General features: G+C 71.8%; 24 protein-coding genes. 8 read left to right on the forward strand and 16 right to left on the reverse strand.

What is annotated here, in order from left to right; all coding sequences use genetic code 11:
* The first annotated feature begins 1 nt into the window (after window position 1).
* Both N912_RS0109380 and N912_RS60105 read left to right on the forward strand, forming a co-directional pair.
* On the forward strand, window positions 2–361 hold the full coding sequence (locus N912_RS0109380) for a hypothetical protein (protein ID WP_051579885.1): 360 nt from the start codon (window positions 2–4) through the stop codon (window positions 359–361).
* On the forward strand, window positions 358–2,280 hold the full coding sequence (locus N912_RS60105) for a serine/threonine-protein kinase (protein WP_051579886.1): 1,923 nt from the start codon (window positions 358–360) through the stop codon (window positions 2,278–2,280). The genes N912_RS0109380 and N912_RS60105 overlap by 4 nt, the downstream gene beginning before the upstream one ends.
* 59 nt (window positions 2,281–2,339) lie before the next feature.
* On the opposite strand, the gene N912_RS50640 is transcribed toward N912_RS60105, so the two are convergent.
* Both N912_RS50640 and N912_RS0109395 read right to left on the reverse strand, forming a co-directional pair.
* Entirely contained in the window at window positions 2,340–2,720 is a 381-nt protein-coding gene (locus N912_RS50640; RefSeq protein WP_051579887.1) for a YybH family protein, read from the reverse strand.
* Window positions 2,717–3,031 (reverse strand): DUF1330 domain-containing protein, encoded by a 315-nt coding sequence (locus tag N912_RS0109395; protein WP_028922232.1) that lies wholly within the window; start codon window positions 3,029–3,031, stop codon window positions 2,717–2,719. The genes N912_RS50640 and N912_RS0109395 overlap by 4 nt, the downstream gene beginning before the upstream one ends.
* Before the next feature lie 91 nt (window positions 3,032–3,122).
* On the opposite strand from N912_RS0109395, the gene N912_RS0109400 reads away from it, so the two are divergent.
* Window positions 3,123–3,824, forward strand: a complete 702-nt coding sequence (locus N912_RS0109400; protein ID WP_028922233.1) for a TetR/AcrR family transcriptional regulator — start codon at window positions 3,123–3,125, stop codon at window positions 3,822–3,824.
* An 82-nt stretch (window positions 3,825–3,906) separates the two neighbouring features.
* On the opposite strand, the gene N912_RS0109405 is transcribed toward N912_RS0109400, so the two are convergent.
* Together N912_RS0109405 and N912_RS50645 are read right to left on the reverse strand one after the other, a co-directional pair.
* Window positions 3,907–4,596, reverse strand: coding sequence for a hypothetical protein (locus tag N912_RS0109405; protein ID WP_028922234.1), 690 nt, complete (start codon window positions 4,594–4,596; stop codon window positions 3,907–3,909).
* Between the two features lie 38 nt (window positions 4,597–4,634).
* Window positions 4,635–4,931, reverse strand: coding sequence for a hypothetical protein (locus N912_RS50645; RefSeq protein WP_037063074.1), 297 nt, complete (start codon window positions 4,929–4,931; stop codon window positions 4,635–4,637).
* 129 nt (window positions 4,932–5,060) lie between these two features.
* Here N912_RS50645 and N912_RS50650 point away from each other — a divergent pair, with 129 nt between their 5' ends.
* Entirely contained in the window at window positions 5,061–6,188 is a 1,128-nt protein-coding gene (locus N912_RS50650) for a sensor histidine kinase (RefSeq protein ID WP_051579888.1), read from the forward strand.
* A complete protein-coding gene (locus N912_RS50655) occupies window positions 6,179–6,865 on the forward strand; it encodes a response regulator (protein ID WP_051579889.1) in 687 nt (228 codons plus the stop codon). The genes N912_RS50650 and N912_RS50655 overlap by 10 nt, the downstream gene beginning before the upstream one ends.
* A 1-nt stretch (window position 6,866) precedes the next feature.
* Here N912_RS50655 and N912_RS0109425 read toward each other — a convergent pair whose 3' ends face one another.
* From N912_RS0109425 to N912_RS0109440, 4 genes are all read right to left on the reverse strand, one after another.
* Window positions 6,867–8,999: a beta-galactosidase trimerization domain-containing protein gene (locus tag N912_RS0109425; RefSeq protein ID WP_156993307.1), complete on the reverse strand. Its 2,133-nt coding sequence runs from the start codon at window positions 8,997–8,999 to the stop codon at window positions 6,867–6,869.
* Between the two features lie 5 nt (window positions 9,000–9,004).
* A complete protein-coding gene (locus N912_RS0109430) occupies window positions 9,005–10,627 on the reverse strand; it encodes an ABC transporter substrate-binding protein (RefSeq protein WP_028922236.1) in 1,623 nt (540 codons plus the stop codon).
* Window positions 10,624–12,000, reverse strand: a complete 1,377-nt coding sequence (locus N912_RS0109435; RefSeq protein WP_037063076.1) for an amino acid permease — start codon at window positions 11,998–12,000, stop codon at window positions 10,624–10,626. Before N912_RS0109435 ends, N912_RS0109430 begins: the two co-directional genes overlap by 4 nt.
* Before the next feature lie 101 nt (window positions 12,001–12,101).
* Window positions 12,102–13,262 carry a dihydrolipoamide acetyltransferase family protein gene (locus N912_RS0109440; RefSeq protein ID WP_028922238.1) on the reverse strand — a complete coding sequence of 387 codons (1,161 nt, stop codon included), beginning with the start codon at window positions 13,260–13,262 and terminating at the stop codon, window positions 12,102–12,104.
* Between the two features lie 87 nt (window positions 13,263–13,349).
* Between N912_RS0109440 and N912_RS50660 the strand changes: the two genes are divergently transcribed.
* Window positions 13,350–14,141: an SDR family NAD(P)-dependent oxidoreductase gene (locus N912_RS50660; protein WP_051579890.1), complete on the forward strand. Its 792-nt coding sequence runs from the start codon at window positions 13,350–13,352 to the stop codon at window positions 14,139–14,141.
* 76 nt (window positions 14,142–14,217) lie between these two features.
* Window positions 14,218–15,102 (forward strand): amidohydrolase family protein, encoded by an 885-nt coding sequence (locus N912_RS0109450; RefSeq protein ID WP_028922239.1) that lies wholly within the window; start codon window positions 14,218–14,220, stop codon window positions 15,100–15,102.
* A 347-nt stretch (window positions 15,103–15,449) separates the two neighbouring features.
* Here N912_RS0109450 and N912_RS50665 read toward each other — a convergent pair whose 3' ends face one another.
* The 4 genes from N912_RS50665 to N912_RS50670 are packed head-to-tail and all read right to left on the reverse strand — an operon-like array spanning window position 15,450 to window position 18,794.
* Window positions 15,450–16,265 (reverse strand): IclR family transcriptional regulator, encoded by an 816-nt coding sequence (locus N912_RS50665; RefSeq protein WP_064745182.1) that lies wholly within the window; start codon window positions 16,263–16,265, stop codon window positions 15,450–15,452.
* Window positions 16,266–16,324: 59 nt separating this feature from the next.
* A complete protein-coding gene (locus N912_RS0109460) occupies window positions 16,325–17,677 on the reverse strand; it encodes a GH1 family beta-glucosidase (RefSeq protein WP_037063078.1) in 1,353 nt (450 codons plus the stop codon).
* An 8-nt stretch (window positions 17,678–17,685) separates the two neighbouring features.
* Window positions 17,686–18,483, reverse strand: a complete 798-nt coding sequence (locus N912_RS0109465; RefSeq protein WP_051579892.1) for an SDR family NAD(P)-dependent oxidoreductase — start codon at window positions 18,481–18,483, stop codon at window positions 17,686–17,688.
* Window positions 18,480–18,794 carry an L-rhamnose mutarotase gene (locus tag N912_RS50670; RefSeq protein ID WP_051579893.1) on the reverse strand — a complete coding sequence of 105 codons (315 nt, stop codon included), beginning with the start codon at window positions 18,792–18,794 and terminating at the stop codon, window positions 18,480–18,482. The genes N912_RS0109465 and N912_RS50670 overlap by 4 nt, the downstream gene beginning before the upstream one ends.
* Before the next feature lie 92 nt (window positions 18,795–18,886).
* Here N912_RS50670 and N912_RS0109475 point away from each other — a divergent pair, with 92 nt between their 5' ends.
* A complete protein-coding gene (locus tag N912_RS0109475) occupies window positions 18,887–19,660 on the forward strand; it encodes an SDR family NAD(P)-dependent oxidoreductase (protein WP_084210701.1) in 774 nt (257 codons plus the stop codon).
* Window positions 19,661–19,663: 3 nt separating this feature from the next.
* Here N912_RS0109475 and N912_RS0109480 read toward each other — a convergent pair whose 3' ends face one another.
* The 4 genes from N912_RS0109480 to N912_RS0109495 are packed head-to-tail and all read right to left on the reverse strand — an operon-like array spanning window position 19,664 to window position 23,222.
* Complete coding sequence (locus N912_RS0109480; RefSeq protein ID WP_028922243.1) at window positions 19,664–21,001, reverse strand: GH1 family beta-glucosidase; 1,338 nt, start codon at window positions 20,999–21,001, stop codon at window positions 19,664–19,666.
* A gap of 2 nt (window positions 21,002–21,003) precedes the next feature.
* Window positions 21,004–21,282, reverse strand: coding sequence for a muconolactone Delta-isomerase (locus N912_RS0109485; protein ID WP_028922244.1), 279 nt, complete (start codon window positions 21,280–21,282; stop codon window positions 21,004–21,006).
* A gap of 6 nt (window positions 21,283–21,288) precedes the next feature.
* The gene (locus N912_RS0109490) at window positions 21,289–22,272 is read right to left on the reverse strand and encodes an alpha-ketoacid dehydrogenase subunit beta (RefSeq protein WP_245645214.1); all 984 of its coding nucleotides are present in this window, start codon (window positions 22,270–22,272) and stop codon (window positions 21,289–21,291) included.
* Complete coding sequence (locus N912_RS0109495) at window positions 22,269–23,222, reverse strand: thiamine pyrophosphate-dependent dehydrogenase E1 component subunit alpha (protein WP_028922246.1); 954 nt, start codon at window positions 23,220–23,222, stop codon at window positions 22,269–22,271. Before N912_RS0109495 ends, N912_RS0109490 begins: the two co-directional genes overlap by 4 nt.
* Window positions 23,223–23,264: the final 42 nt, after the last annotated feature.

The raw sequence follows: 23,264 nt of genomic DNA on the forward strand, positions 1-23,264 counted from the left end.
GATGGCGCGCACCCCCATGCGCACAGACCGGATCGCGCTCGGCAGGATCGAGCCGCTCAGCCGGGAGGAACGCCTCGTCCTCGCCGTCGTGGCGCAGCGGTACCTCCGCTACGAGGTCGATCCACGCCCGGTGCCGCGTCCCGAGGTCGCCCGGCAGCTGCGGGCGTTGTCGCCCGGCGAGTCGTGGTCGGAAGACAGGGTCGACCGTGTGCTGAGCCTGATCGAGCTGCGGTCGAACGTGCGCGGACCCGGTGCGGAGCCAGGGGATGCCGGCCTCGCGGTCAGGTTGGTCGCGTGCGCCGTCCTGGTGCCACCGGACCTGCGGCTGCTCGACGTCGCGCACCCGGAGCCCACCCCATGAGCCCGAACGCCAGGCCGCCGGCGTCGGTCGGGCCGTACCAGATCGAGGGCCTGCTCGGATCCGGCGGGATGGGAACCGTGTGGCTGGCCCGGCACGGCCGGCTCGGGCATCGCGTCGCCCTCAAGCAGGTCCCGGTCGCCGACGATGCGCAGGCGCGCAGGCGCACCCTCGACGAGGGTCGGCATGCCGCCCAGCTGCACCGCCACCCCGACGTCGTCGAAGTGATCGACGTGCTGGAGGACGACCGGCACGTCTGGCTGGTCATGGAGTACGTGCCGTCGGTCACCCTCGCCGACCTGGTCGCCCGGCACGGCCCCCTCGAACCGGGCGAGGTCGCCCGGATCGGCGCACGGGTGGCCGCCGCGCTCGCCGCCGCTCACGAGCACGGCATCCTGCACCGCGACGTCAAGCCGCACAACGTGCTGATCCGCACCGACGGGACGGGGGTCAAGCTGGGCGACTTCGGCGTCGCCCGCCGCCGCACCGACCCGCGACTGACCGCCGACGGCACGATCATCGGAACGCTGTCCTACCTGGCGCCCGAGATCGCCCGAGGTAACGACCCGTCGGAGGCCTCCGACGTCTTCGGCCTCGGCCTCACGCTCCTCTACGCCGTCGAAGGCCGGGCGCCCTACGGCGAGGACACCTCCGTCGAACGCCTCTATCCGCGCGTCCGCAACGGCCAGCTCATCGAAACCGACCGGGCCCGGCGGACACCCGAGTTCGCGACGCTCCTGCAGCGCATGCTGCACCTGCTCGACGACGCTCGCGTCGACGCCGACTTCGCCGCCGACCGGTTGCAGGAGATCGCGACCGCGTTCACCGCGCCGACGTTGGCCAACCTGGCGGAACACCCGGGGCCGAAGCCGGTGACGACCGAGCTCCCGGAGCCCGTCGAGGCGGCCACGACCGCGCCGGACCGGCCGAGGCGCCGGTGGCGACGGCGATACACCGCCGCGGCGGTCGCCGGCATGCTGATCATCGCGACCGCGATCGCCGACCCCTTCGGCTGGCGAACCCCCTCCGATTCCGTCGCCGGATCGGCCGATCCGTTCGGGACGCTCCCCCCGCTGGAAGGCGTCTCCCTCGAGGTCGATCCGCGCGCCGCGGACCCGTGCCCACTGCTCGACACGGTCGCGCTTCGCGCCGCGCCCTCCGTCCCGGGCCCCAACCTGGCCGGCTGTTCGGCAGCCGTCGACGATGTGACGGTCTCCGTCGAAATCCTTCAGGCGGGCCAGACACCCGGCTTTTGGGTCACGAGGCGGCCCGGTGTCGTGCACGGCCCCGCCAGCATCTCCTTTCCTCAAGCGATCGGGCAGCCCACGTCGCCGTGCGCGACCAATGTCACGCTCGGCGCGATCACCCTCTACCTCAGCGCGCGTTTCCGACGGCCACCTCCGCGGTTCACGGATGCGGCCGCGACTCGCCTCTGTGGCATCGCCGACGATGCCGCGGTCACCGCGCTGCGCGCACTCGCCCGACGCGGGATCCCGAACGATCCGAACCGGCGCTCGACCACGGGGATCGCCGCCCACAACGCGTGCGCCCTGGTGGACGACGCACCCCTGCAACAGGCGGTGCCGGGCATCACGACCGGGCACAGCCAGGGGTACGCCGGATGGCAGTGCTCACTGGGTGCCCGGCAGTACAACCGGCCGCACGCCGCGGTCACGTTCCAGCTCGGCACCCCGCTGACCTCCGAGCGCAAGGTCGCGAACCTCCCGGCGATCGTTGAACGGGGCACCGGGTGGTACAACCAGACCGGGTGCACCGTCTGGATGGAGTACCGAACCCGCGCGGAATGGGCGCCCTCCCGCGACGAGCGGGTCAGCGTCCGAGTAGAGCTGCCCGGAGACAGCGACGCCTGCCCGGCCGCGACCGTGCTCGCCGAGTCCGTCGCCGCCCGCCTCCCGCGCTGAGCGGGGACCATCGCCTTCGGAACGGTGACGCTGTTGGGTGCGCGACGTGGTCGGTCGAGCTAGGTCGAGTCCACGAGAATGCGCCAGCCCCGGTCGGCGTGACGACGCAACACCAGGGTCGCAACGCCTTCGAACGAGTCCCTGCCGTCGATCTCGCCGTTCCGCAGGCGCGTGGACCACACGTTCGTCACCAGCGCGATGTCGCCGGCCTGGACGACCTTCGCGGCGCGCGTGGTGATCTCCGGGCGGAGCGCGAGCCGCTGTTCGTACAGCGCCAGCAGCTCCGCATGCCCGCGCGCGGTCCCGCCGTCCGGCAGCGCGAAGCAGCCCTCCTCGTCCCAGTACTTCACCACCCCGCCCGGATCGCCGGCGTTGATCGCCACCGTGATCATGGGCAGCAGTTCCTCGGGTGTACGGGCGATCATCTCGGCGTCGCTCACGCCGTGACCGGCCAGGCGGCCTTCCCGCCCTCGACGAACAGCAGCCGTACGTCGATGGCACCGTCGCGCGCCCGCTTCGCCTTCTCGTACTCGTCGGAGAAGTACCACCGCCTGGCCCGCGCCATGTCCGGGAACTCCACCATGGTCATGACCCGCCCCTCCGGCCAGACCCCCTCGACCGGCTCCGGCGTCGCGCCCTGGATGCGGTACCGGCCGCCGTACAGCTCGATCGTGGGCTCGGCCAGCACGCGGTACTCCAGGGCGCGCTCCTCGTCCAGGTTGACCGCATCGACGATCACATAGACAGACATCCAGGGCTCTCCGTTCCCCACCGATCCAACATGACACGCCGTATACTTTTGCTACAGCGAAGAGTACAGAGGCGGCGTAGAGTGTCAATCCGTGCCGGCGACAGCGCAACATCGGGTGACCCGCCGTGAACGGCTGCGCGCGGAGACGACCCGCGAGATCATGGCGATTGCCCTGCGACAACTGGCCACCGGCGGCGCCGGAGCCATCTCGCTGCGGGGCATCGCCCGCGAGATGGGCATGACCGCGCGGGCCATCTACACCTACTTCCCCACCCGCGACGACCTGATCACGGCGCTGACCGACGAGATCAGCACCTCCCTGGCCAACAGCCTGGAGCGAGCGCGCGACGGCGCACCGGCCGACGATCCGGGCGCCAGGCTGATCGCGTGGGGTGTTGCGCTGCGCGAGTGGGCGCTGGCGCACCCCGACGGCTTCCGCCTCATCTACGGCGACCCGGTGCCCGGCTACCAGCCGCCCGCGAACGGGCCGACCGACCAGGCCGCCCGCCGGGTCTGCGGCGGGCTCAACCGCCTGGTGGCGGCGCTCAGCGGGTCCGCGAACGGCCCGGACGGCGCCGAATGGTCCGACTTCCCGCCCGCCTACGTGGCGAAGGTCCGCGCCGAGGCGCCCGAGCTCTCACCGGCCGTCGCGGCCCTCGCGCTGCGGGTCTGGGGCCGCATACACGGCCTGGTGACCCTCGAGATCTACGGCCACCTGCGCTCGGTGTCGAACGACCCGGCGGCGCTGCAGCGCGCGGACCTGCACGATCTCGTCGGCCAGCTGCACGGGTGACTCCCCCGGACCGCCGAACAGATCCGGCCCGCATCGCACCGCCGGGTGCAATACGGGCCGGATGTCGCGCGGGCAGGGTGCGTCATGCACCGGGAGCGTGGGCCAGCGGTTGAGCCGTCACCCCGTCGAGGCGCGACCGCAGGATCGCCGCGCCCAGGGTGGCGAACCAGATCATGTTGATCGCGCCCATCGTGGCCACCGATCCCCATCCGTTGGCGGCGTAGACGAACGAGGCGTCCATGCCGAAGAACAGCGAGGGCACCATCGCCAGGTTGACCACGGCGACGACGACGCTGCCGCGACGGGCCCACCCCGGCAGCACCGCGTGCCGGGTCGCGACGGCCAGCGCGATCAGGAAGGCGGCGATGAGCACCTTCGCGATCGGCCCGTGCAGCAACACGTTGGCCGCCGACAGCGGGCCGTCGACCGTCGGGTCCAGTGATCCGTCCGGGTGCCACAGCGAGGTCCCGGCCTCCAGCGAGGTCGACACCAGGGTCACCGCGATGTAGCAGCGCAGCGCCGCGGTGGCGACCGATCCGGCCAGGCCCGGGTCGCCGCCGTTCGCCGCCCGCAGCAGCCGCGCCAGCCCGACCGCGAAGATCAGGAACCCGGTGAACGTGGCGACGGTGATCAGGTTGCGACCCAGCACGTTGGCCAGCGGCGGCGGGCCGTCGTAGACGAAGTACAGCGCGACCATCACGATCGAGGCGGCGCCGCTGACCAGGCCGCTCAGCCCGGTGACGAGCCGGTCGGCACGGGAGAACGTGGACATGTCGAATCCTCTCGGGACAAGGGTGGGGGCGTACGCGGTCATGACCGGGTGTCCTCGGTGCGCAGCTTCGCCAGGCCGGTCAGCGCGGCGACGGCGGCGGCCGAGGGCACGGCGGTCCACAACCACCACGGCTCGTGCAGCCCACCGCCGAGCAGGGCGATCATCAGCCAGACGATGACCTGGATCAGGGTTGCCGCCGCGCCGACGAACGCGACGACCTGTCGGATACGCAGCAGCCGCCGCCGCGCCGGATCATCCTCGCCGGCCACCGGCGCGGCGATGTCGGCGACGAGGTCGCGGAGTGGACGGCGGGTGCGGTGTGTGTCGTTGTTCATGGCCGAAACTCTCGCCGCCGAGCCGGCCCCCGACATCGGCGCGCGGTGGCAGCGGTGTTCGACGAAAGTTGGAGCCGCCCTCCACACGACAGCCGACGTCGATGCCCCGGGATTATCTAGGCTCACCTGGTGAGCAGGATCGAGAGGCCGGACTGGCCCGAGGTGGGCTGGACGGTCACCGTGGTGCTGTTGGCGTTCGCCGGTGGCCTGGCGCTGCTCTACGTCGTGCTGCAGGAAGGCCCCGCCGGCGTGTGGCGGGTGGTGGACATCGGGATCGGCGCGCTGGCCAGCCTCGCGCTGGTGCTGCGCCGCCGGGCGCCGGTGGTGCTGGCGCTGGTCCTGGCCTGCGCCGCCGCCGTCGCCGCCTCAGCCGGGCTGGCGAACATGCTCGCGCTCTACGCGGTCTCCCGTCGCCGCCCGCTGCCGGTCGCGCTCGCGGTCGGCGCCTGCCAGGTCGCCGCCGGGTACGTGTTCTGGCTGCTCTACCCGCGCAACAACTCCCTCGGCCTGACCATCGTGGTGAACGTGGCGATCGTCGCCGCGCTGTGCGCCTGGGGCGCGCTGCAGCAGGCCCAGCACGCGCTGCTCGACTCCTACCGTGACCGGGCCAAACGGGCCGAACGCGAGCAGGCGATCCGGGAGGCCGAGGCCCGCCAGGCCGAGCGGGCCCGCATCGCCAGGGAGATGCACGACGCGATCGCGCACCGCATCTCGCTGGTCGCCCTGCACTCCGGTGGCCTGGCCGTCCAACCCGACCCGTCACGCGAGGAGCTGCGGGCCTCCCTGGAGCTGATCCGGGCGGCGGCGGTCCAGGCCCTGGAGGAGCTGCGCGGCGCGCTCGGCGTGCTGCGCGCCGACGAGCCGACGTCGTTGGAGCAGCCGGGACTCGACCGGCTCGACGACCTGGTCGCCGAGGCGCGCGCCGCCGGGCAACGGGTGACCCTGACCGCCGGCGACGACCTGCGCGACGCACCCGCCAGCGTCAGCAGGGCCGCCTACCGGATCGTCCAGGAAGGCCTGACCAACGCGCGCAAGCACGCGCCCTCGGCCGAGGTCTCGGTCCTGCTGCACCGGGCCGACGACCTCCTGCGGGTGCGCCTGAGCAACCCGGTCGCGGCCGACTCGCCGGACCAGTCCGGTTCCCGTCGCGGGCTCATCGGCCTGCGGGAACGCGCCGTGCTCGCCGGCGGCACACTGAGCCACGGCCCGAACGGGACCGGTTGCTTCATCCTCGACGCGGAGCTGCCATGGACGTGACCCGGATAGTCCTCGTCGACGACGACGCCATGGTGCGGGCGGGGCTGCGGATGGTGCTCTCCGCCGACCCCACCCTGCGGGTCGTGGCCGAGGCGACGAACGGCCGCCAGGCGCTGGAGGTGCTGCGCGACACCGACGCCGACGTCGTGCTCATGGACCTGCAGATGCCCGTCCTGGACGGCGTGGCCGCCACCCGTGAGCTGCGTACCCATCGCCGCACCCCCGCCGTGCTGGTCCTCACCACCTTCGACGTCGACACCTACGTCGTGGAGGCGCTGCGCGCCGGGGCGAGCGGCTACGTCCTCAAGGACACGCCGCCGGAGGAGATCATCCGCGCCGTGCACGTCGCGGCCGCCGGCGACTCCGTGTTCTCCGCGACGGTCACCGAGCGCATCGTGGCCCGGATCTCCAGCCGGGACGACGCGACGACCGCCGACGCCCGACGCAGGCTCGCCCGCCTGACCGAACGGGAACGCGAGGTGGCCGACGCCATCGCCGCCGGCAGCTCCAACGCGACCATCGCGTCCGACCTGCGGATGAGCGAGGCCACCGTCAAGTCGCACGTGTCCCGAATCCTCACCAAGACCGGCGCCGAGAACCGGGTCCAGGTCGCGCTGCTGGTCTACCAGACCGGGACGGAAAAGGACTCGGAGATCACCGACCACCCGCGGAGGTGAGTCACGCCGTCGGTGGCTCGGCGCTCGCTTCGTGGCGGGCGAGCAGCATGGCCAGCTCGGGCACCTGGTTCAGCTCGCAGCTCAGCGTGCCGTCCGCGTCCAGCTCGAACGGCACGGGCTCACCCGACGGCAGCCGTTGCAGCGCGACGAACCGGGCGCCGTCCGGGGCGCGCAGCCGCAGCCGGGCCGGGGTGACGATCGCCGGCGGGCCGTTGCGCAGCGCCACCCGGATCGCACCCGGCTGCCGGAAGGCCGACGCCCACACGCCGGGGTGGGTGGTGCACCGCACCGAGCGCTCCCCGTCGAGCAGGGCGTCGATCAGCGCGGCGAAGACCCGGTCGTTGGCGTCCGCGTCCTCCCGTTCGAGGTCGAACACGCTGTAGACGGCGCGCCCGGCGCCGAAGTCGTGCTCGACCAGCACCGGGTCGGCCGTGTCCCGCACCGGCGGGAAGGAGTGGATCGACGCCCAGTTCTGGTCGCCGAAACCGCCGACGTGCGGGTGCCCGTGCGGAAGGGTGAGCGTCGCGAGGACCCGCGCACCGGGGTCGGTGCGCAGCCGCACGAGCCCACCGGCCAGTCCGGAGCCGGTGGTGAAGGTGAGAAACCGCTGCGGATGCAGCCACCGCCGCACGGCGTCGTCCGAGGGCTTGGCGTAGGCGGGGCCGGTCGGCTCCTCGGACTCCAGGTGGACGCCGAACACGTCGGCGAGCATGAGGTCGTCGTGGCGCACGCCCCGGCTCTCCACCAGCGAGGTGTAGCCGCTGGCGTAGACCCGCCCGCCGCGCCGCACGTACCGGCGGACCGCCGCGACCTCCTCGGCGTCCATCCGCGAGACGTTCGGCAGCACCAGGACGCGGTAGCGGTCGAGCTCGGCGAGCTGGCGACGGGTGATCACGCCGAACGGGACGTGCGCGCGCCGCAGGCTCCGGCAGGCGCCGCGCAGGGCCGCCAGGTGCGGGTACGTCGGGGGCGCCGCGATCTCGGCGAGCGGCCGGCCGTTCTCCGCGAAGTCCATCTTCGACTCGTTCGAGAAGTACACCGCGACGTCCTCCACCGGCTCCCCGCCGAGGTAGGGCTCGACCTCGGCCATCGCCTCGAAGGTGTCGCCGATGCGGTCGTAGGTGTCGTCGGCCGCCGTGCCCGCCGGGTCGATCGCCTCGATGAACATGAACGCGGTCGACTCGGCCGCGGCGTCGAGCACCTGCGCCCGCATCCGGTCCGCCGACTTGAGCGTGATGTGCTCGAAGCAGTCCACCGTCGCGAACGTCATGAACTCCGCCGGCCGCGAGCGGGACAGGTTGGCCATCAGCTTCATCACGAGCAGCTGCTCGACGTCGTCGCCGTACAGGTCGCCGCCGAGGAAGTCGGAGTGCTCGGTGGCGCCGAACGGCACCGCCCACGTCCAGTGCCCGGGGGCCGGCGCGAAGTTGTGGTAGACGGCGATGTCCGGCCGTGCCCGGCGCATCGCCCCGGTGACCAGCCCGGTGAAGTCGGAGATCCAGCGCTCGCGCGCCGCCTGGAACTCGCACCACGCGGGCGAGGTCCAGTCGACCGTCTCGGGTATGTCCGCGCCGGTCTCGTCCCGGTAGCGCGTCCGGCAGGCCGGGCACAGGCAGACGCCGGGCCAGAACGTCATGTCGCAGAAGCTCGCGCCGAACTCGTAGCGCCCGTACAGGTCGGCGATCTGGTCGGCGATGTAGGCGCGGTAGTCGGGGTTGTTCGGGCAGCACAGCCCGTGCCGGTCGCCGGGGGAGGTCGGCTGCGACGGCGGGGTCGGCGGGGTCGGCGGCACGACCCGCCAGTCGGGGTACCGCGCGGCGGGCCAGTTGTCGAAGATCACGCTGTAGTAGGCGCACGCCGCGATGCCGCGCTCGCGCAGCAGCGCCGCGGTCTCGCCGACGACGTCGCGCCCGTTCAGCCTCGGATGCATCGCGCCGACCTCGGTGGGCCAGAAGCACCACCCGTTGAGCGTCTTGCAGACGAACATCACGGAGCTGGCGTTCGCCCGTTCGTAGCGGTCCGCCATCGCGACCGGGTCGTACTCGGCGAGGAAGCCCTCGTCCCACGCCGGGATCTCCATGTCGACCAGCATCCGGCGCCATCCCCGCTGGTAGCCGGAGGTTCCTACCGCCACGGCACTCAGTCCTTCCACACCTCGTCGAGCCGCCAGAAGCTGCCGGCCATCAGGTCGTTGAAGCCGTGCACGGTGTTGCCCACGGCAATCCGGTTCGGGGTGTAGACCAGCGGGATCACCGGTGGGTTGTCGATGGTCACGAGCTGGAGCCGGTCGAACAGGCGCTTGCGTTCGGCCTCGTCCAGCGTGGTCGTGGCCCGCCGGGTGAGCGCCGCCGCCTCCGGGTTCGCCAGGTACGTGTACAGGTTGTGCGTCGCGGGCGAGTCGAACAGCAGCGACGCGAACTCGTCGTCGACCACCACGTCGTTGGCCCACTCGCCGGGCGGGAAGATCGACAGTTCGGCGTCGCCGGCGAGGAACCTCGCTCCGAGCGTCGCGTGGTCCAGGCGCTGGATGGTGACGGTGACGCCGATGGTGGCCCAGGCTTGTTGGACGATCTGTGCGACCTGGTTGGAGGGTTGGTCGGTGCCGACGATGTTGATGGTGGTGGCGAAGCCGTGGGGCACCGAGGTGGTGGCCAGCAGCGCCTTGGCCTTGCCCGGGTCGTAGGGATAGCCGGGCGCGGCCTCGTTCCAGTACTTGGCCTTCGGGTAGACCGTGTTCATGATCGGCGCGACGCCGCCGAAGGCGATGGTGTTGATGTCGTCGACCGGGGTGGCGTAGGCCAGGGCCTGGCGGACGGCGCGTTCGGTGAACGGTGGGGTGGCGTTGTTGGACCAGATGACGTACATGTCGCCGCCGGCTCCGACCAGGACGGTGGCCCTGCCGCTCTCGTCGATGGTCCTGATCTGCGGGAACGGGATGCTGTCGGCCGCGTCGGAGGTGCCGGACAGGACGTTGAGGATGCGGGTGTTGTCGTTGGGGGTGACGCGGATCTTGAGTTCGTCGAGGTAGGGGCGTCCGGTGCGCCAGTGGGTGGGGTTGCGGACCAGGACGGCTTCCTGGTCCTTGATCCAGTGTTGGAGCATGAACGGGCCGGTGCCGACGGGGTGTTCGTTGAACGCGGCGGCACCCTCGGACTCGACCAGCGCCTTCGGCACGATCGACGCGGCGACCATGGCGACCGAGTAGAGGAAGCTGGGCGTGGGCCGGGACAGCCGGACCACCGCGGTCAGCGGGTCCGGGGTCTCGATCGAGGCGACGGTGGCGAACAGCGTGTCCTTGAAGAACGAGTCCGGCCCTCGGGCGTGGTCGAGGGTGAACCGGACGTCCGCCGAGGTGAACGGCATGCCGTTGGAGAACGTCACGCCCGGGCGCAGGTGGAAGGTGTAGGACAGGCCGTCCGGGCTGACCTCCCAGCTCGTCGCCAGCGCCGGGCGCGGTTCGAGCTGGCCAGGGGCGTACTCGGCCAGCTGGTCGAACATCTGCGCGACGATCTGGCGGTCTGGCGTGCCGGTGGCCTCCATCATGCGGTACGCGCTGATCGTGAGCGGCGCGATGTTCTGGTCGACGACGAGGGTGCCGCCGCGCTTGGGCACCCCGCCCGGGCGCAGCGTCGCGCCCCACGCCGCCGCCTCGACGTGTGTGTCCGCGAGCCGCCCGCCGCCGCCCGGGCTCCCACATGCCGCAAGGGCCACCGCGAGCAGCGACGCCGCCAGCGCGGCACGCCACCGCGATCCGCCTGTCACCGCGCCGCCGATGACGCGCGTCGGCGGCGCAGCGCGTACGCGACCAGGATGACCGCCAGGCTGACGCAGCCCGCGACGAGCTGGATCCGCTGGTCGGGCCGCACCGCCATCGATACCAGCACCGCGCAGAAACACGCGATGGTCAGATACGTCAGGTAGGGATAGCCCCACATCTTGAGGGTGAGCGCCTCCGGTTCCTCGCGTTCGAGTCGTTTACGCAGGCGCAGGTGCGAGACCGTGATAATCAGGTAGACGAAGAGCGCGATGGTGCCGGACGAGTTGATGAGAAATGAGAACACGGCGTCGGGCGAGTAATAGGCCATGACCACGGAGAGAAAGCCCACAGTCGTTCCGGCCAGGATCGCCCGGGCCGGAACCCTGTTGCGGGTGAGCGCCACCATGGCCCGTGGCGCGTCGCCGTGGCGCGCCAGCACGAACAGCATTCGGGACGAGACATACAGGATCGAGTTCAACACCGACAGGACGGCGATCAGTATGATCACGTTCATCACCGTCGCGGCGCTCGGCAGGCCGACCCTTTCCAGCACGGTGACATACGGGCTCTTGAGCGCCTCGGCGTCCTCCCAGGAGATGATGGTGACGACGAGAAACACGGAGCCGACGTAGAAGAGCATCACGCGCCAGAGCACGCCCGTGGTGGCCTTCGCCACCGACCGCTGGGGTTCGGAGGTCTCGCCGGCGGCGATGGTCACGATCTCGGCACCCACCAGTGCCACGATGACGACGACGATCGCGCTGGCCATCGCCATCACGCCGTGCGGGGCGAACCCGCCGCGGCCGGTGAGGTTGACGAACGAGAGCTCGGCACCGGGCCAGGCACCGAGCACGAACAGGGCGCCGATGACGAGGAACACGACAATGGCGGCGATCTTGATCGAGGCGAACCAGAACTCCACCTCACCGTACGTCCGAACGGAGAACAGGTTGGTGAGGGTGAACACGACCAACACGACGAGCGCGAGAACCCAGAGTGGCATGTCGATCCACTGCCGGAGGATGCCGGCGGCCGCCACCACCTCGAATCCCACGACGACGACTATGTACCACCAGTAGAGCCAGCCGACGGTGAATCCCGCCCAGGGGCCGAGCGTCATTCGCGCGTAGTCGGAGAACGAGCCGGCCGACGGCTTGGCCACGACCATCTCACCCAGCATGCGCATGGTGAACAGGACGAGGATCCCGGCGAGGAGGTACGACAGAACGGCGATCGGCCCGGCGGTTCCGATGACGGTTCCGCTGCCGACGAAAAGGCCGGCCCCGATGTTCCCGCCGATCGCGATCATCATCATGTGACGGTTGCGTAGTGAGCGGCGCAGGCCGGTGTTCCCGGGCGTCGTCTTCGACAGCTCCATTGCCGCTCCCCGCGGGTGGTCACCATTCGACGGGCTCGAACCTTAAGGTGGCGATTATCGTAATGTCAACATGATGGTCATAGTATGAAATTGCGTAGCGGCTAGAGCAGGGCGAGCGGGGTCTCCAGCAGGGCGCGGACGCGGGCCAGGAACGCCGCGGCGTCCGCGCCGTAGAGGATGCGGTGGTCGCAGGTGAGGGTGAGCGTCAGCCGGGTGCCCACGGTGACCCGGCCTGCATCGACGACCGGCACGTCCGCCAGCGCGCCGACGGCCAGGATGCCGGCCTGGCCCCGGTTGATGATCGCGGTGAACTCGGTGACGCCGAACATGCCGAGGTTGCTGACCGTGAACGTGCCGCCGGCCTGCTCGTCCGGGGTGAGCCGGCCGTCGCGGGCCTTGGCGGCCAGCGCCCGCGTCTGCGCCGCGATCTGGGTGAGCGGCTTTCGGTCGGCGTCGACGACGGTCGGGACGAGCAGCGAGTCGGGCACGGCCACCGCGATCCCGACGTTCACCCGCCGGTGCAGCTCGAACGTCCCGTCCCGGTAGGCGCCGTTCGCGCGCGGGTGCTCGCGCAGCGCCAGTGCCGCCGCCTTGACGACCATGTCGTTGAGCGACGGGGCCTCGGCCGCGAGCGTGGTGAGCTGCCGTCGCAGGCTCACGGCCTCGGCCATGTCGATCGCCATGCTGACCGTGAACTCCGGCACCGTCGCCTTCGTCTCCGCCATCCGCTGCGCGATCGTCCGCCGCGCCCGGGACAGCGCCACGACCTCTACCTCGGGTTCGGGTACGGGCTCGGGTAGGGGCTCGGGCTCTGGCTCGCGGGCCGGCGCCGGGGTTGCCGGGCGGGCGGCCGCTTCGACGTCGGCCCTGACGATCCGCCCGTTCGGGCCCGAACCCGTTACGGCGGCGAGGTCGACACCCAGTTTCTGGGCCAGCCGCCGCGCGACCGGCGACGCCGAGGCGGGCCGACCGGGCGCGGTGGGCTCGGGTCGCGGCGCGGCGCCGTCCTCCGGCGAGGTGGCGGTGCCGGGTTCCTCGTCGATGCGGGCGATCGGCGACCCGATCGGCACGACGGCGCCCTCCGCCCTGACGATCGTGAGGACGCCCGACGAGTCCGCCTCGTGGGCCACCGTCGCCTTGTCCGTCTCGATCTCGACGATCTCGTCGCCGCGCCGGACCGCCTCGCCGGATGCCTTCAGCCAGTGCACGATGGTGCCTTCCTCCATCGAGTCGGACAGTCGCGGCATGATCACTTCGGACATCGGCACCTCGTCAGGCTTTTTCATCATTTGTCTTGTTGCTAGGGTATATGAACAACCTGGTCGACCGCACGAAGGAGGCGCCGGATCGTGAACATCGCGGCGGGGCGGAAGGCGCTGGTCACCGGCGGCGCCTCCGGCATCGGATTGGAAGTGGCGCGCCAGCTCGCCGCCGAGGGCGCGGCGGTCGCCCTGCTGGACCTCGACGAGGAAAAACTCGCGGCGGCGGCGGCCGATGTCGGCGCGGGCACGGTGACCGTCCGCGCCGACGTGGGCTCGCCCGGCCAGGTGCGCGCGGCGGTCGAGGGCGCCGTCGACCGGCTGGGCGGGCTCGACACCCTGGTCATCTGCGCCGGCGTGATCCACGTCAAGCCGCTCGCCGAGGTCACCGAGGCGGACTGGGACCACACCCTCGACGTCAACCTCAAGGGCGCCTTCCTGTGCTGCCAGGCGGCGGAGTCCGCGTTGCGCGCGAGCCGCCGCGGCCGCATCGTGACGATCAGTTCCGACGCCGGCCGCCGGGGCGTGCCGCACCTGCTCGCCTACAGCGCCTCGAAGTTCGGCCTGGTGGGCCTCACCGAGTCGCTCGCCGCCGAGCTGGCGCCCTCGGTCACGGTGAACACGGTGTGCCCGGTCGGCGTCCCGACCACCGGCATGGGCCAGCAGCTGCTCTCCTGGAAGACCGAGCACACCGGCCAGGACGCCGACCGGGTCCTCTCCGGCATCGCCAACGCCATTCCGATGGCGCGCAACGGGACCGCCTCGGATGTCGCGAACGCCGTCCTCTACTTCGTCTCCGAGGCCGCGAGCTTCATCACCGGCGTGTCCCTGGACGTCGACGGCGGCTCGCGGCTCAACACCCTGCCCGGGGCTGCCGAGTGAGCCCACAACGGAACGCGCCCAGCCTGGCCACCGCGAACGCGCTCCACGCCGAGCGCAGCGAGGCAGGTGTCACAGCGTGAGCCGTCCGCCGTTCACCGACTCGCACGTGCACTTCTTCGACCTGCGCGCTCCCGAGCTGCACTACGAATGGCTCCGGCCGGGCGGTGACGACGAGGAGACGGAGTTCCTCGGCGACTACTCGGCGATGCGCGCCGAGCGCTACTGGGCCGACGACTTCATCGCCGAGACCCGGTTCCAGAACGTCCGGCGGGTGATCCACGTGCAGGCCGCCCTGGGCATCGACGACCCCGTCGAGGAGACCCGGTGGCTGGAGGCGTTCCGGGAGCGGCTCGGCGTTCCGCACGCGATCGTCGCGCACGTCGACCTGGCCGCGCCGGACGCGGGCCGGACGCTGCAGCGTCACCTCGCCGCGTCGCCCGTGGTCCGGGGCGTGCGCGACCTGCGCTACGACGGCTACCTGACGGACCCGGCGTGGGAGGCCGGGTTCGCGCTGCTCGGCGAGCTGGGCCTGGTGTGCTGTGACGATCCGCTGCTGGAGCACGTGCCGGCGGCCGCCGCGCTCGCGGCTCGCCACCCCGAGGTCACCTTCTGCGTGGACCACGCGCTGGCGCCCCGCCGGCGCGACCCCGAGTACTTCTCGGCGTGGCGGGAGGCGATCGGCGCCATGGCCGCCGTCCCTACGGCCGTCATGAAGATCTCCGGGCTCGGCATGGGCGACCACGCCTGGACCGTCGACTCGCTGCGGCCCTGGGTGCTCGCGTGCATCGAGGCGTTCGGGGTGGAGCGCTCGTTCTTCGGCACGAACTGGCCGGTCGACCGCATCTACAGCTCGTACGGCGACGTGCTCGACGCCTACGCCGAGATCATCGCCGATTTCTCCGAGGATGAGCGGCGCGCGCTGTTCGGTGAGAACGCGCGGCGCATATTCCGAATCGGTTGAATTGTTCGTACTCATGCGTGCCGTACCCGGGTGGTCAGCCAGGCTGGCTGGGCACGCCAACGACGCCAGGCACGCCTTGATAGATCGTTCTATTCCTGGATAGATCGTTCTACTCGGGGGCAGGCGAGCGGGGGCGCGGGCGGGCGGCGGCGCGGGCCGCGGGCGAGCGGGGCGGGGACGCGGCCGCGGACGAGCGCGGCGGACGAGCGCGGCGGACGAGCGCGGCGGACGAGCGCGGCGGACGAGCGCGGCGGACGAGCGCGGCGGACGAGCGCGGCGGACGAGCGCGGCGGACGAGCGCGGCGGGCGGGTGCGCCACGAACGAGCACCACCAACACGGACCTCAGCTAGGCGCCGTGCTGGCGGGCGTCGGGGTCGTCCATGTCGAGCATCCGGTCGGCGCCGGCGACGACGTCGAGCAGGGTCGCGGTGAGCGACTGGCGCTGGCGTTTGAAACGCTCGGTCGGGACCGTGATCCCGAACGCCGCCACGATGTGGCCGTCGTGCAGCAGCGGCGCGGCCACGCAGGACACGCCCAGGGCGTACTCCTCGCGGTCGTAGGCGTAGCCACGGCGGCGAATCCGCGCGAACTCCCGCTCCAGCGCGGCGCGATCGTGGATCGTCGCCTGGGTCAGCGCGACCGGCGGGTGCGCGCGCAGGTATGCCTCGCGAATCTCGGGCCACGCGTAGGCCAGGAGCACCTTGCCGTTCGCGCGGGCGTGCCCATGTTGGTACGGGCCGCTGGCGACCTCGGCGACCCGAAGCAGCTGGCTGCTCTCGACCGAGGCCAGCACGCGGATGTCGTTCTCTCCCCAGTCGGCGAGGTACGCGGTCTCCCCGCTGCGCTCGGCCAGTTCGCGCACGGCGGCGAGCAGCCCCGGCGAGACCGACTTCCCGCGCAGGTAGGCCTGCGCGATGATCGACGCGCTGCGGCCGAGCACGTAGCGCCGGCTCGCGTCCTTCGTCAGCAGGCCCTGGTCGACCAGCGTGTTCACCAGGTGGTAGACCGTCGGCAGCGCCAGCCGCTGTGCGACCGACACCTCCTTGGCCGTGGCCCCGCGCGGCTGCTGGGCAATCCAGAGCAACAGTTGCGACGCGCGCGCAACGGACTGGATCCGGGTACCGGCAACGTCACCGCTCGGCACCGACTGTGGATTGTTCATATACTGACCGTTCTATCAGCGATGTTGAGTAGCGTCAAGGCGACCGGCCGCCGTCGGCGCTACCCGTCGAAACCGTTCTCCGCCATCACGCGGGCGTACCAGTGGCCGGATTCCTTGACCGTCCGACGCTTCGTCTCGTAGTCGACGTGGACGATCCCGAACCGGGCGGTCACGCCGAGCCAGAACTCCCAGGTGTCCAGCAGCGACCAGACGAATGCCCCGCGCAGGTCGACGCCGCGCCGGATCGCCGCGTGCGCCGCGATGAGGTGGCCACACAGGAACTCCCGCCGCGCCCTGTCGTCGACCGCACCGTCCACGACAACGTCGTCGAACGCCGCACCGAACTCCGTCAGCACCAGCGGGAAGTCACCGTAGCGCTCCTTGAGCCAGAGCAGCGCGCGGGTGAGCCCCTCCGGGTTGATGTCCCACCCGATGCCGGTGACCGGGCGGCCCGTCGGCACCGTCCGTACCCCGAGGAGAGCATCGACACCGGTCAGAGCGTCGTCGGCGGCGGCGACGACCTGGCCCTGGTAGTAGGTGACGCCGAGGAAGTCGATCGGCGCCGCGATCGTGGCGAGGTCGCCGTCGCGCACCTCCGGCCAGGCCTCGCCGTAGCGGGCGACGATCCGCTCCGGGTACTCGCCGCGCATGATCGGATCGAGGTAGAGCGCGTTGTCATGTTCGTTCATCCGCGCGGCCGCGGCCAGGTCGGCGGGGTCGCCGGAGGCCGGCTGGATGTCCGAGAGGCCGGTGCTGGTGCCGATCTCGCCGGTCGCGTCGCCGGCCCGGAACGCCTCGACCGCGCGGCCGTGGGCGAGCAGCACGTGGTGCGCGACGCGCAGCCCGGAGTGCAGGTCACGCATCCGGGGCGCGAGCAGGCCGTCGATGTAGCCGCCGCCGGCGATCGACAGCGGCTCGCAGATCGTCATCCACCGGGGCACCCGGTCGCCGAGGCGCTCGTAGACGACGTCGGCGTACGCGGCGAACCACTCGGCGCTGTCCCGGTTCATCCAGCCGCCCCGGTGGTGCAACGCCACCGGGAGGTCCCAGACGTGCAGGATCGGCGCCGGCGCAACGCCCGCCGCCAGCAGCGCGTCGACCAGCCGGTCGTAGAAGCCGATGCCCTTCCCGTTCACCGTGCCGGTGCCGTCGGGCAGCACGCGCGGCCACGCCACCGAGAACTGGTACTCCCCCAGCCCGAGGTCCCGCATCAGCGCGACGTCCTCCGGCCAGCGGTGGTAGTGATCGGCGAGCACGTCGCCGGTGACGCCGTCGAGGACGTTGCCCGGCGTGTGGGCGTAGGTGTGCTGCAGCGACATGCCCGCGCCGTCGGCCAGCGGCGAGCCCTCGATCTGGTACGCGGACGTGCCGGCGCCCCAGGCGAACCCGTCGGGAAAGCGGTACCTGGTCACGGCGGGGCTCAGACCGCGATGCTGGCCTTGGCCAGCACGCCGCCGTCGACCACGAGCTGCGACCCGGTGACGTAGGACGAGCGCTCGCTGAGCAGCCAGGTGATCGCCGCCGCCGCCTCGTCGGGCTCGCCGAGGCGGCCGAGCGCCACCTGGCCCCCGATCAGCTCGCGCATGGCGGGGACCTCGTCCTCCGGCACGTTCGCCCACATCAGCGCGGTGTCCATCGGGCCCGGCAGCACCGCGTTGACCCGGATGCCGTGCCCGGCGTAGTCGAGCGCGACGCTGCGCACGAACGAGGACAGCCCGCCCTTCGACGACGAGTACGGCGTGACGCCGCCGGGGGCCGAGACCACGGCCCACGGGGAGGACACGCAGACGATCGAGCCGCCCCGCCCGTGCTCCAGCATGTGCCGCAGCGCGCGGCGACACACCAGGAACGCGCCGGTCAGGTTGGTGTCGATGACGTCGCGCCAGGCGTCCAGCCCCAGCTCGTGCACCAGCCCGCCGCGATCGACCCCGGCGTTGCTCACCACGCCGCGCACCGGGCCGAGCCGGTCGGCGGCCGCGTCGACGGCCTCGGCGACCGACCGTTCGTCGCGCACGTCGCAGGCGAACCCGACGGACGCCGGCGCACCCCGCCCGATGGCCTGTTCGGCGACCTGGCCGGCGAGCTCGCCGTCGAGGTCGAGCACCGCGACCGAGGCTCCCCCGCGCGCGCAGCCGAGCGCGGCCGCCCGCCCGATGCCGCGCGCGCCGCCGGTGACCAGGACGGCCCCGTCGAGGCGCTCGTCGGGCCCCGCGCTCACAGCGCCCAGACCTCGGGCAGCACCACCGGCCAGCCGGTCTCCGGGTCGGCGTCGACGTACTCGATCATGTCGCCCACCGCCCGTTCCCAGCGCTGCGCCGCCGGGCTGGCGTTGAACGCGGCCGCCATCCGCTCGTAGTCGTCGACCTCCAGGTAGCTGAACACGATGTCGCCGTACTGGTAGATGACGTAGGTGCGCACGCCGTTGTCGCGCAGCACCCGCTCCACCTCGGGCCAGACCGCCGCGTGGAACCGGCGGTACTCCTCGGCCTTGCCCGGCTTGGTACGCCAGGCGTGTCCTACCCGCTGCATGAGCTCACCACCCAGTCTTGCCACCAAATGAAGCCTGCTTCACAATGTGTCCAGACTAGATGCACCCGGCACGTCAGTCCAGGAGCAGAAACATGAGCAGTTCGCCCGCCACCGGCCGGCGGTTGGCAGTCGTGACCGGCGCCGCGTCCGGGATGGGCCTCGCCACCGCCCGTCAACTCGCCGATGGTGGCACCGCCGTGGTGGGCGTCGACCTGGACGGCGAGCCCGACCAGCTCAGCGGCGACACCGCGGCGTGGGTCCGGGGCGACATCGCCGAGCCGTCCACCTGGGACCGGGTGGCCGGCGTCGCCGCCGAGATCGACCCGGCCGGCGCGGACTGCCTCGTCTGCTGCGCGGCCGCGATCACCGTCAAGCCGTTCCTGGACACCCGCCCGGAGGACTTCCGGCGGCTGTTCGAGATCAACGTGCTCGGGGTCATCCGTGGGTTGCGGACGCTGCTGCCGCCGATGGTGGCCCTCGGCCGGGGCGCCGTCGCGGTCGTCTGCAGCGTCGACTCGCTCTTCGCCGAGGAGGAGATGAGCGCGTACGCGGCCTCGAAGGCGGCGCTGCTCCAGGTGGTCCGCTCCGCCGCGCTCGAACACGCGCGCGACGGCCTGCAGATCAACGCGGTGCTGCCCGGCGCGGTCGACACCCCGCTGCTGCGCCAGCACCTCGCCCACAGCCCGGACCCGGCCGACGCGCTGACCCAGTGCGAACGGCGCTCGCCGCAGGGCCGCCTGCTGCGCCCCGAGGAGGTCGCGCGGACGCTGTGCTTCCTGGTCAGCCCCGGGGCCTCCGGCCTGTCCGGCGCCGCGATCACCGTGGACGGCGGCCTCACCTCGACCTACGACTTCACCGGCCCATGACGATCACGGCAGCGTGTTGGTGCGCGCGACCCGCTCGTAGAACCGGGCCGAGCTCTTGACGGTGCGCCGCTGCGTGTCGCGGTCGACGTGGACGATGCCGAACGTCCGGTTGTAGCCCCAGATCCACTCGAAGTTGTCCAGCAGCGTCCACACGAAGTAGCCGCGCAGCGGCACGCCGGCCTCGATCGCGCCGTGGGCGGCCGCGAAGTGCGAGCGCAGGAACTCGACGCGCCGGGGATCGTCGACGACGCCGTTCGCCCTCGGCGGGTCGTCGTAGGAGGCGCCGTTCTCGGTCACGTACATCGCCTTCGGCCGGTACTCGCGGTTGATCTCGACCAGCGTCTCGCGCAGGCCGTCGGGATGAACCGGCCAGTCGCAGTCGGTCCTCGGCAGCGGGGGAAGCAGCTCCCGGAACCCGGCCGGGCCGTTCTCGTCCGGATCGTCGACGGTGTCGAAGACCATGTAGTAGTTCACCCCGAGGAAGTCGATCGGGGCCCGGATCTCGTCCATGTCGCCGTCCTCGACATCGGGCAGGCAGCCGTGTTCGGCGAAACGGTCCCAGAGCAGTCGCGGATACCGTCCGTGGAACACCGGGTCGAGGAACCAGCCGTAGATCAGCTCGTTCGCGCGCCGCGCCGCGAGCGCGTCCTCCGGGCGGTCGGTGGCCGGCCGGTGCGGGATCACGCACGGCGAGTAGCCGATCTCCGGAGCCCCGAGCGCGCGCAGCGCGGTGACCGCCCGGCCGTGCGCGAGCAACAGGTGGTGCGCCGCCCGCGAGGCCGCCTTCCAGTCGCGCACGCCCGGCGCCATCGAGCCCTCGCCGTAGCCGTTGTACGCGATCACCCACGGCTCGTTGTGCGTCGTCCACAGCCGCACCCGGTCACCGAGCCGGCCGGCCAGGGCGCGGGCGTACTCGACGAACGCATCGACCGTCGCGCGGTCGGGCCAGCCGCCGCGGTCCTGCAGCGCCTGCGGCATGTCCCAGTGGTTGAGCGTCAGCGCCGGCACGATGCCGCGTTCCAGCAGCGCGTCGACCAGCCGGTCGTAGAAGTCCAGCCCGGCCGGGTTGGCGGGGCCGACGCCGTCGGGCATCACCCGCGACCAGCCGGCCGAGAACCGGTAGGCGCCCAGCCCGAGCGAGGACATCAGCTCCACGTCCTCGTCGTAGCGGTGGTAGTGATCGCAGGCCACGTCGCCGGTGTAGCCGTTCTCGATCCGGCCGGGGGTATGGGCGAACGTGTCCCATACCGACGGCTTGCGGCCGCCCTCGGCCACGGCGCCCTCGATCTGGTAGGCGGCCGTGGCGGTGCCCCACAGGAAGCCGTCGGGAAACGTGCGCATGCCTACCCTTCCTCGAGCGGATGGACCGCCAGCGCGGTCACCTCCACGGTCGTCCACGGATACAGCGGCAGCCCAGCGATCGCGTTGTGCAGCTCGGTCGCGTCGCGGGCCGCCCAGACGCCGACGTTGCGCAGGCCGCCGGGTAGCCGCCAGATGCGGGTGATCGTCCCCCGGCGGCGCAGCTCCTGGCCGTAGTCGAACTCGGCGGCGGTGAGCTCGGCGCGGGTGGCGGCGGGCATGTCGGCCGGCAGCGCCACCTCGATCCGGACCAGGAACTCCATCGGCGTCTACCCTTCGAGCTGGTTGCGAACTTCCTTCTCGATGCGCTCGACGCTCGGCAGCCAGGCCGCTTCGAGCACGCCGGCGTACGGGACCGGCGTGTCGGCGCCGCTGACCAGGGCCGGCGGCGCGTCGAGCGACTCGAAGTGATCGCGTACGACCGCGGCCACGACGGTAGCTCCCCAACTGCCGCTGAACGAGGACTCCTGCACCACGACGAGGTGACCGGTGCGGTCGACGCTCTCGCCGATCGTCGCGGCGTCCAGCGGCAGCACGGTTCGCGGGTCGATCAGTTCGACCTCGATGCCGTCCTGGGCCAGCTCCTCGGCGGCCTCGGCGGCCCGCTGGCGCATCAGCTGGCTGGCCACCACCGTGACGTGCTCGCCGGGGCGGACCACGCCCGCCTTGCCGATCTCCAGGGGCGTCGGCGTCTCGGGCAGCTCGCCCTTGAGGTTGTACAGGCCCTTGTGCTCGAAGTAGAGGACCGGGTCGTCGTCCGCGATGGCGGCCCGCAGCAGCGAGTAGGCGTCCTCCACCGAGCCGGGCACCACGATCTTCAGCCCGGGGCAGTTGAGGAACCAGTTCTCGACGGTCTGTGAGTGCTGCGAGGCGAACCCGCCGCCGGCCCCGTTGAGCAGCCGGACCGTCACGGGCAGGCCGACCTGGCCGCCGGTCATGTAGCGGTACTTCGCGAGCTGGTTGGCGATCTGGTCGAAGCAGACGCCCGCGAAGTCCGCGAACATCAGCTCCGCCACCGGGCGCAGGCCCTTCAGCGACGCGCCGATCGCGGTGCCGATGATCGCCTGCTCCGAGATCGGGGTGTCCAGGACGCGGGCCGGGCCGAACCGGTCGACCAGGCCCTCGGTGGTCTTGAACGCGCCGCCGGCCGCCGCGATGTCCTCACCGATCATGAAGACCCGCTCGTCCTCGGCGAGGGCGTCCTCCAGGCCCCTGCGGACGGCCTCCTTGTACGTCACGGTGCCCACGCTCACGCGTACACGTCCTCTTCGATCAGGGCCAGGCCGGGCTCGGGCGCGGCGAGTGCCCGTTCGAGCGCGGCCTCGACCGCCTTGTCCGCGTCGGCGCGCGCCTGGGCGATGGCCTCGGGCGCCACGCCGTTCTCGGCCAGCAGCGCCTCCAGCCGCGTGATCGGGTCCTTCGCCAGCCACTCCGCCAGCTCCCCGGCGGGCCGGTACTTCCCGGGGTCGGTGCGGGAGTGGCCGCGGTGGCGGTAGGTCATGGCCTCGATCAGCGTCGGCCCCTCCCCGGCGCGGGCCCTGGCGGCGGCCTCGGACACGGCGGTGTGCACCGCCACGACGTCGTTGCCGTCGACGCGCACGCCCGGCATGCCGTAGCTGTCCGCGCGGCTCGCTAGCCGCTCCACCGGGGTCGTCGTCGCGATCGGCGAGTACTCCCCGTAGAGGTTGTTCTCGCAGAAGAACAGGACCGGCAGCTTCCAGATCCCGGCCAGGTTCAGCGCCTCGTGGAACGCGCCGATGTTCGTGCTCCCGTCGCCGAAGAAGCACAGGCTCACCGCGCCGCTGCCGGTGTGTTTCGCGGCGAACGCCAGGCCCGTCGCGATCGGCAGGTGCGCCCCGACGATGGCGAACGAGCCGTACGCGCCGACCCCCACGTCCGTCAGGTGCATCGAGCCGCCCTTGCCCCGGCACAGCCCCGACTCCCGCCCCAGGATCTCCGCGAACGTGCCGTCCAGCGGCGCGCCCATGGCCAGCACGGCGCCGTGCCCGCGATAGGTGCAGAGCATCGAGTCGCCCTCGCGCAGCGCGAAGCACGCGCCCACCGCGCAGGCCTCCTGCCCGTTGCACAGGTGCGTCGAGCCGCGCACCAGGTTCTTGGTGAACAGCCGCTGCACCTCGTCCTCGAAGCCGCGGATCTCGATCATGCGCCGCAGCATCGACAGCAGGCGCTCATCGGACGCCATCAGCGGGAATCGTCACTATATGAAAAAACACGAGCCATACTG

It is taken from the genome of Actinospineispora acaciae DSM 45401 (genome assembly GCF_000620785.1).
Taxonomy (GTDB): domain Bacteria; phylum Actinomycetota; class Actinomycetes; order Mycobacteriales; family Pseudonocardiaceae; genus Pseudonocardia; species Pseudonocardia acaciae.

Coding starts and splice junctions, on each gene's coding strand:
- N912_RS0109495 (WP_028922246.1), bottom strand. CDS start 23,222: ATGGCGTCCGATGAGCGCCTGCTGTCGATGCTGCGGCGCATGATCGAG.
- N912_RS50665 (WP_064745182.1), bottom strand. CDS start 16,265: ATGAACAATCCACAGTCGGTGCCGAGCGGTGACGTTGCCGGTACCCGG.
- N912_RS0109480 (WP_028922243.1), bottom strand. CDS start 21,001: ATGCGCACGTTTCCCGACGGCTTCCTGTGGGGCACCGCCACGGCCGCC.
- N912_RS0109475 (WP_084210701.1), top strand. CDS start 18,887: ATGAGCAGTTCGCCCGCCACCGGCCGGCGGTTGGCAGTCGTGACCGGC.
- N912_RS50670 (WP_051579893.1), bottom strand. CDS start 18,794: ATGCAGCGGGTAGGACACGCCTGGCGTACCAAGCCGGGCAAGGCCGAG.
- N912_RS0109395 (WP_028922232.1), bottom strand. CDS start 3,031: ATGTCTGTCTATGTGATCGTCGATGCGGTCAACCTGGACGAGGAGCGC.
- N912_RS0109440 (WP_028922238.1), bottom strand. CDS start 13,262: ATGTCCGAAGTGATCATGCCGCGACTGTCCGACTCGATGGAGGAAGGC.
- N912_RS50655 (WP_051579889.1), top strand. CDS start 6,179: ATGGACGTGACCCGGATAGTCCTCGTCGACGACGACGCCATGGTGCGG.
- N912_RS0109380 (WP_051579885.1), top strand. CDS start 2: ATGGCGCGCACCCCCATGCGCACAGACCGGATCGCGCTCGGCAGGATC.
- N912_RS0109435 (WP_037063076.1), bottom strand. CDS start 12,000: ATGGAGCTGTCGAAGACGACGCCCGGGAACACCGGCCTGCGCCGCTCA.
- N912_RS0109485 (WP_028922244.1), bottom strand. CDS start 21,282: ATGGAGTTCCTGGTCCGGATCGAGGTGGCGCTGCCGGCCGACATGCCC.
- N912_RS60105 (WP_051579886.1), top strand. CDS start 358: ATGAGCCCGAACGCCAGGCCGCCGGCGTCGGTCGGGCCGTACCAGATC.
- N912_RS0109405 (WP_028922234.1), bottom strand. CDS start 4,596: ATGTCCACGTTCTCCCGTGCCGACCGGCTCGTCACCGGGCTGAGCGGC.
- N912_RS50645 (WP_037063074.1), bottom strand. CDS start 4,931: ATGAACAACGACACACACCGCACCCGCCGTCCACTCCGCGACCTCGTC.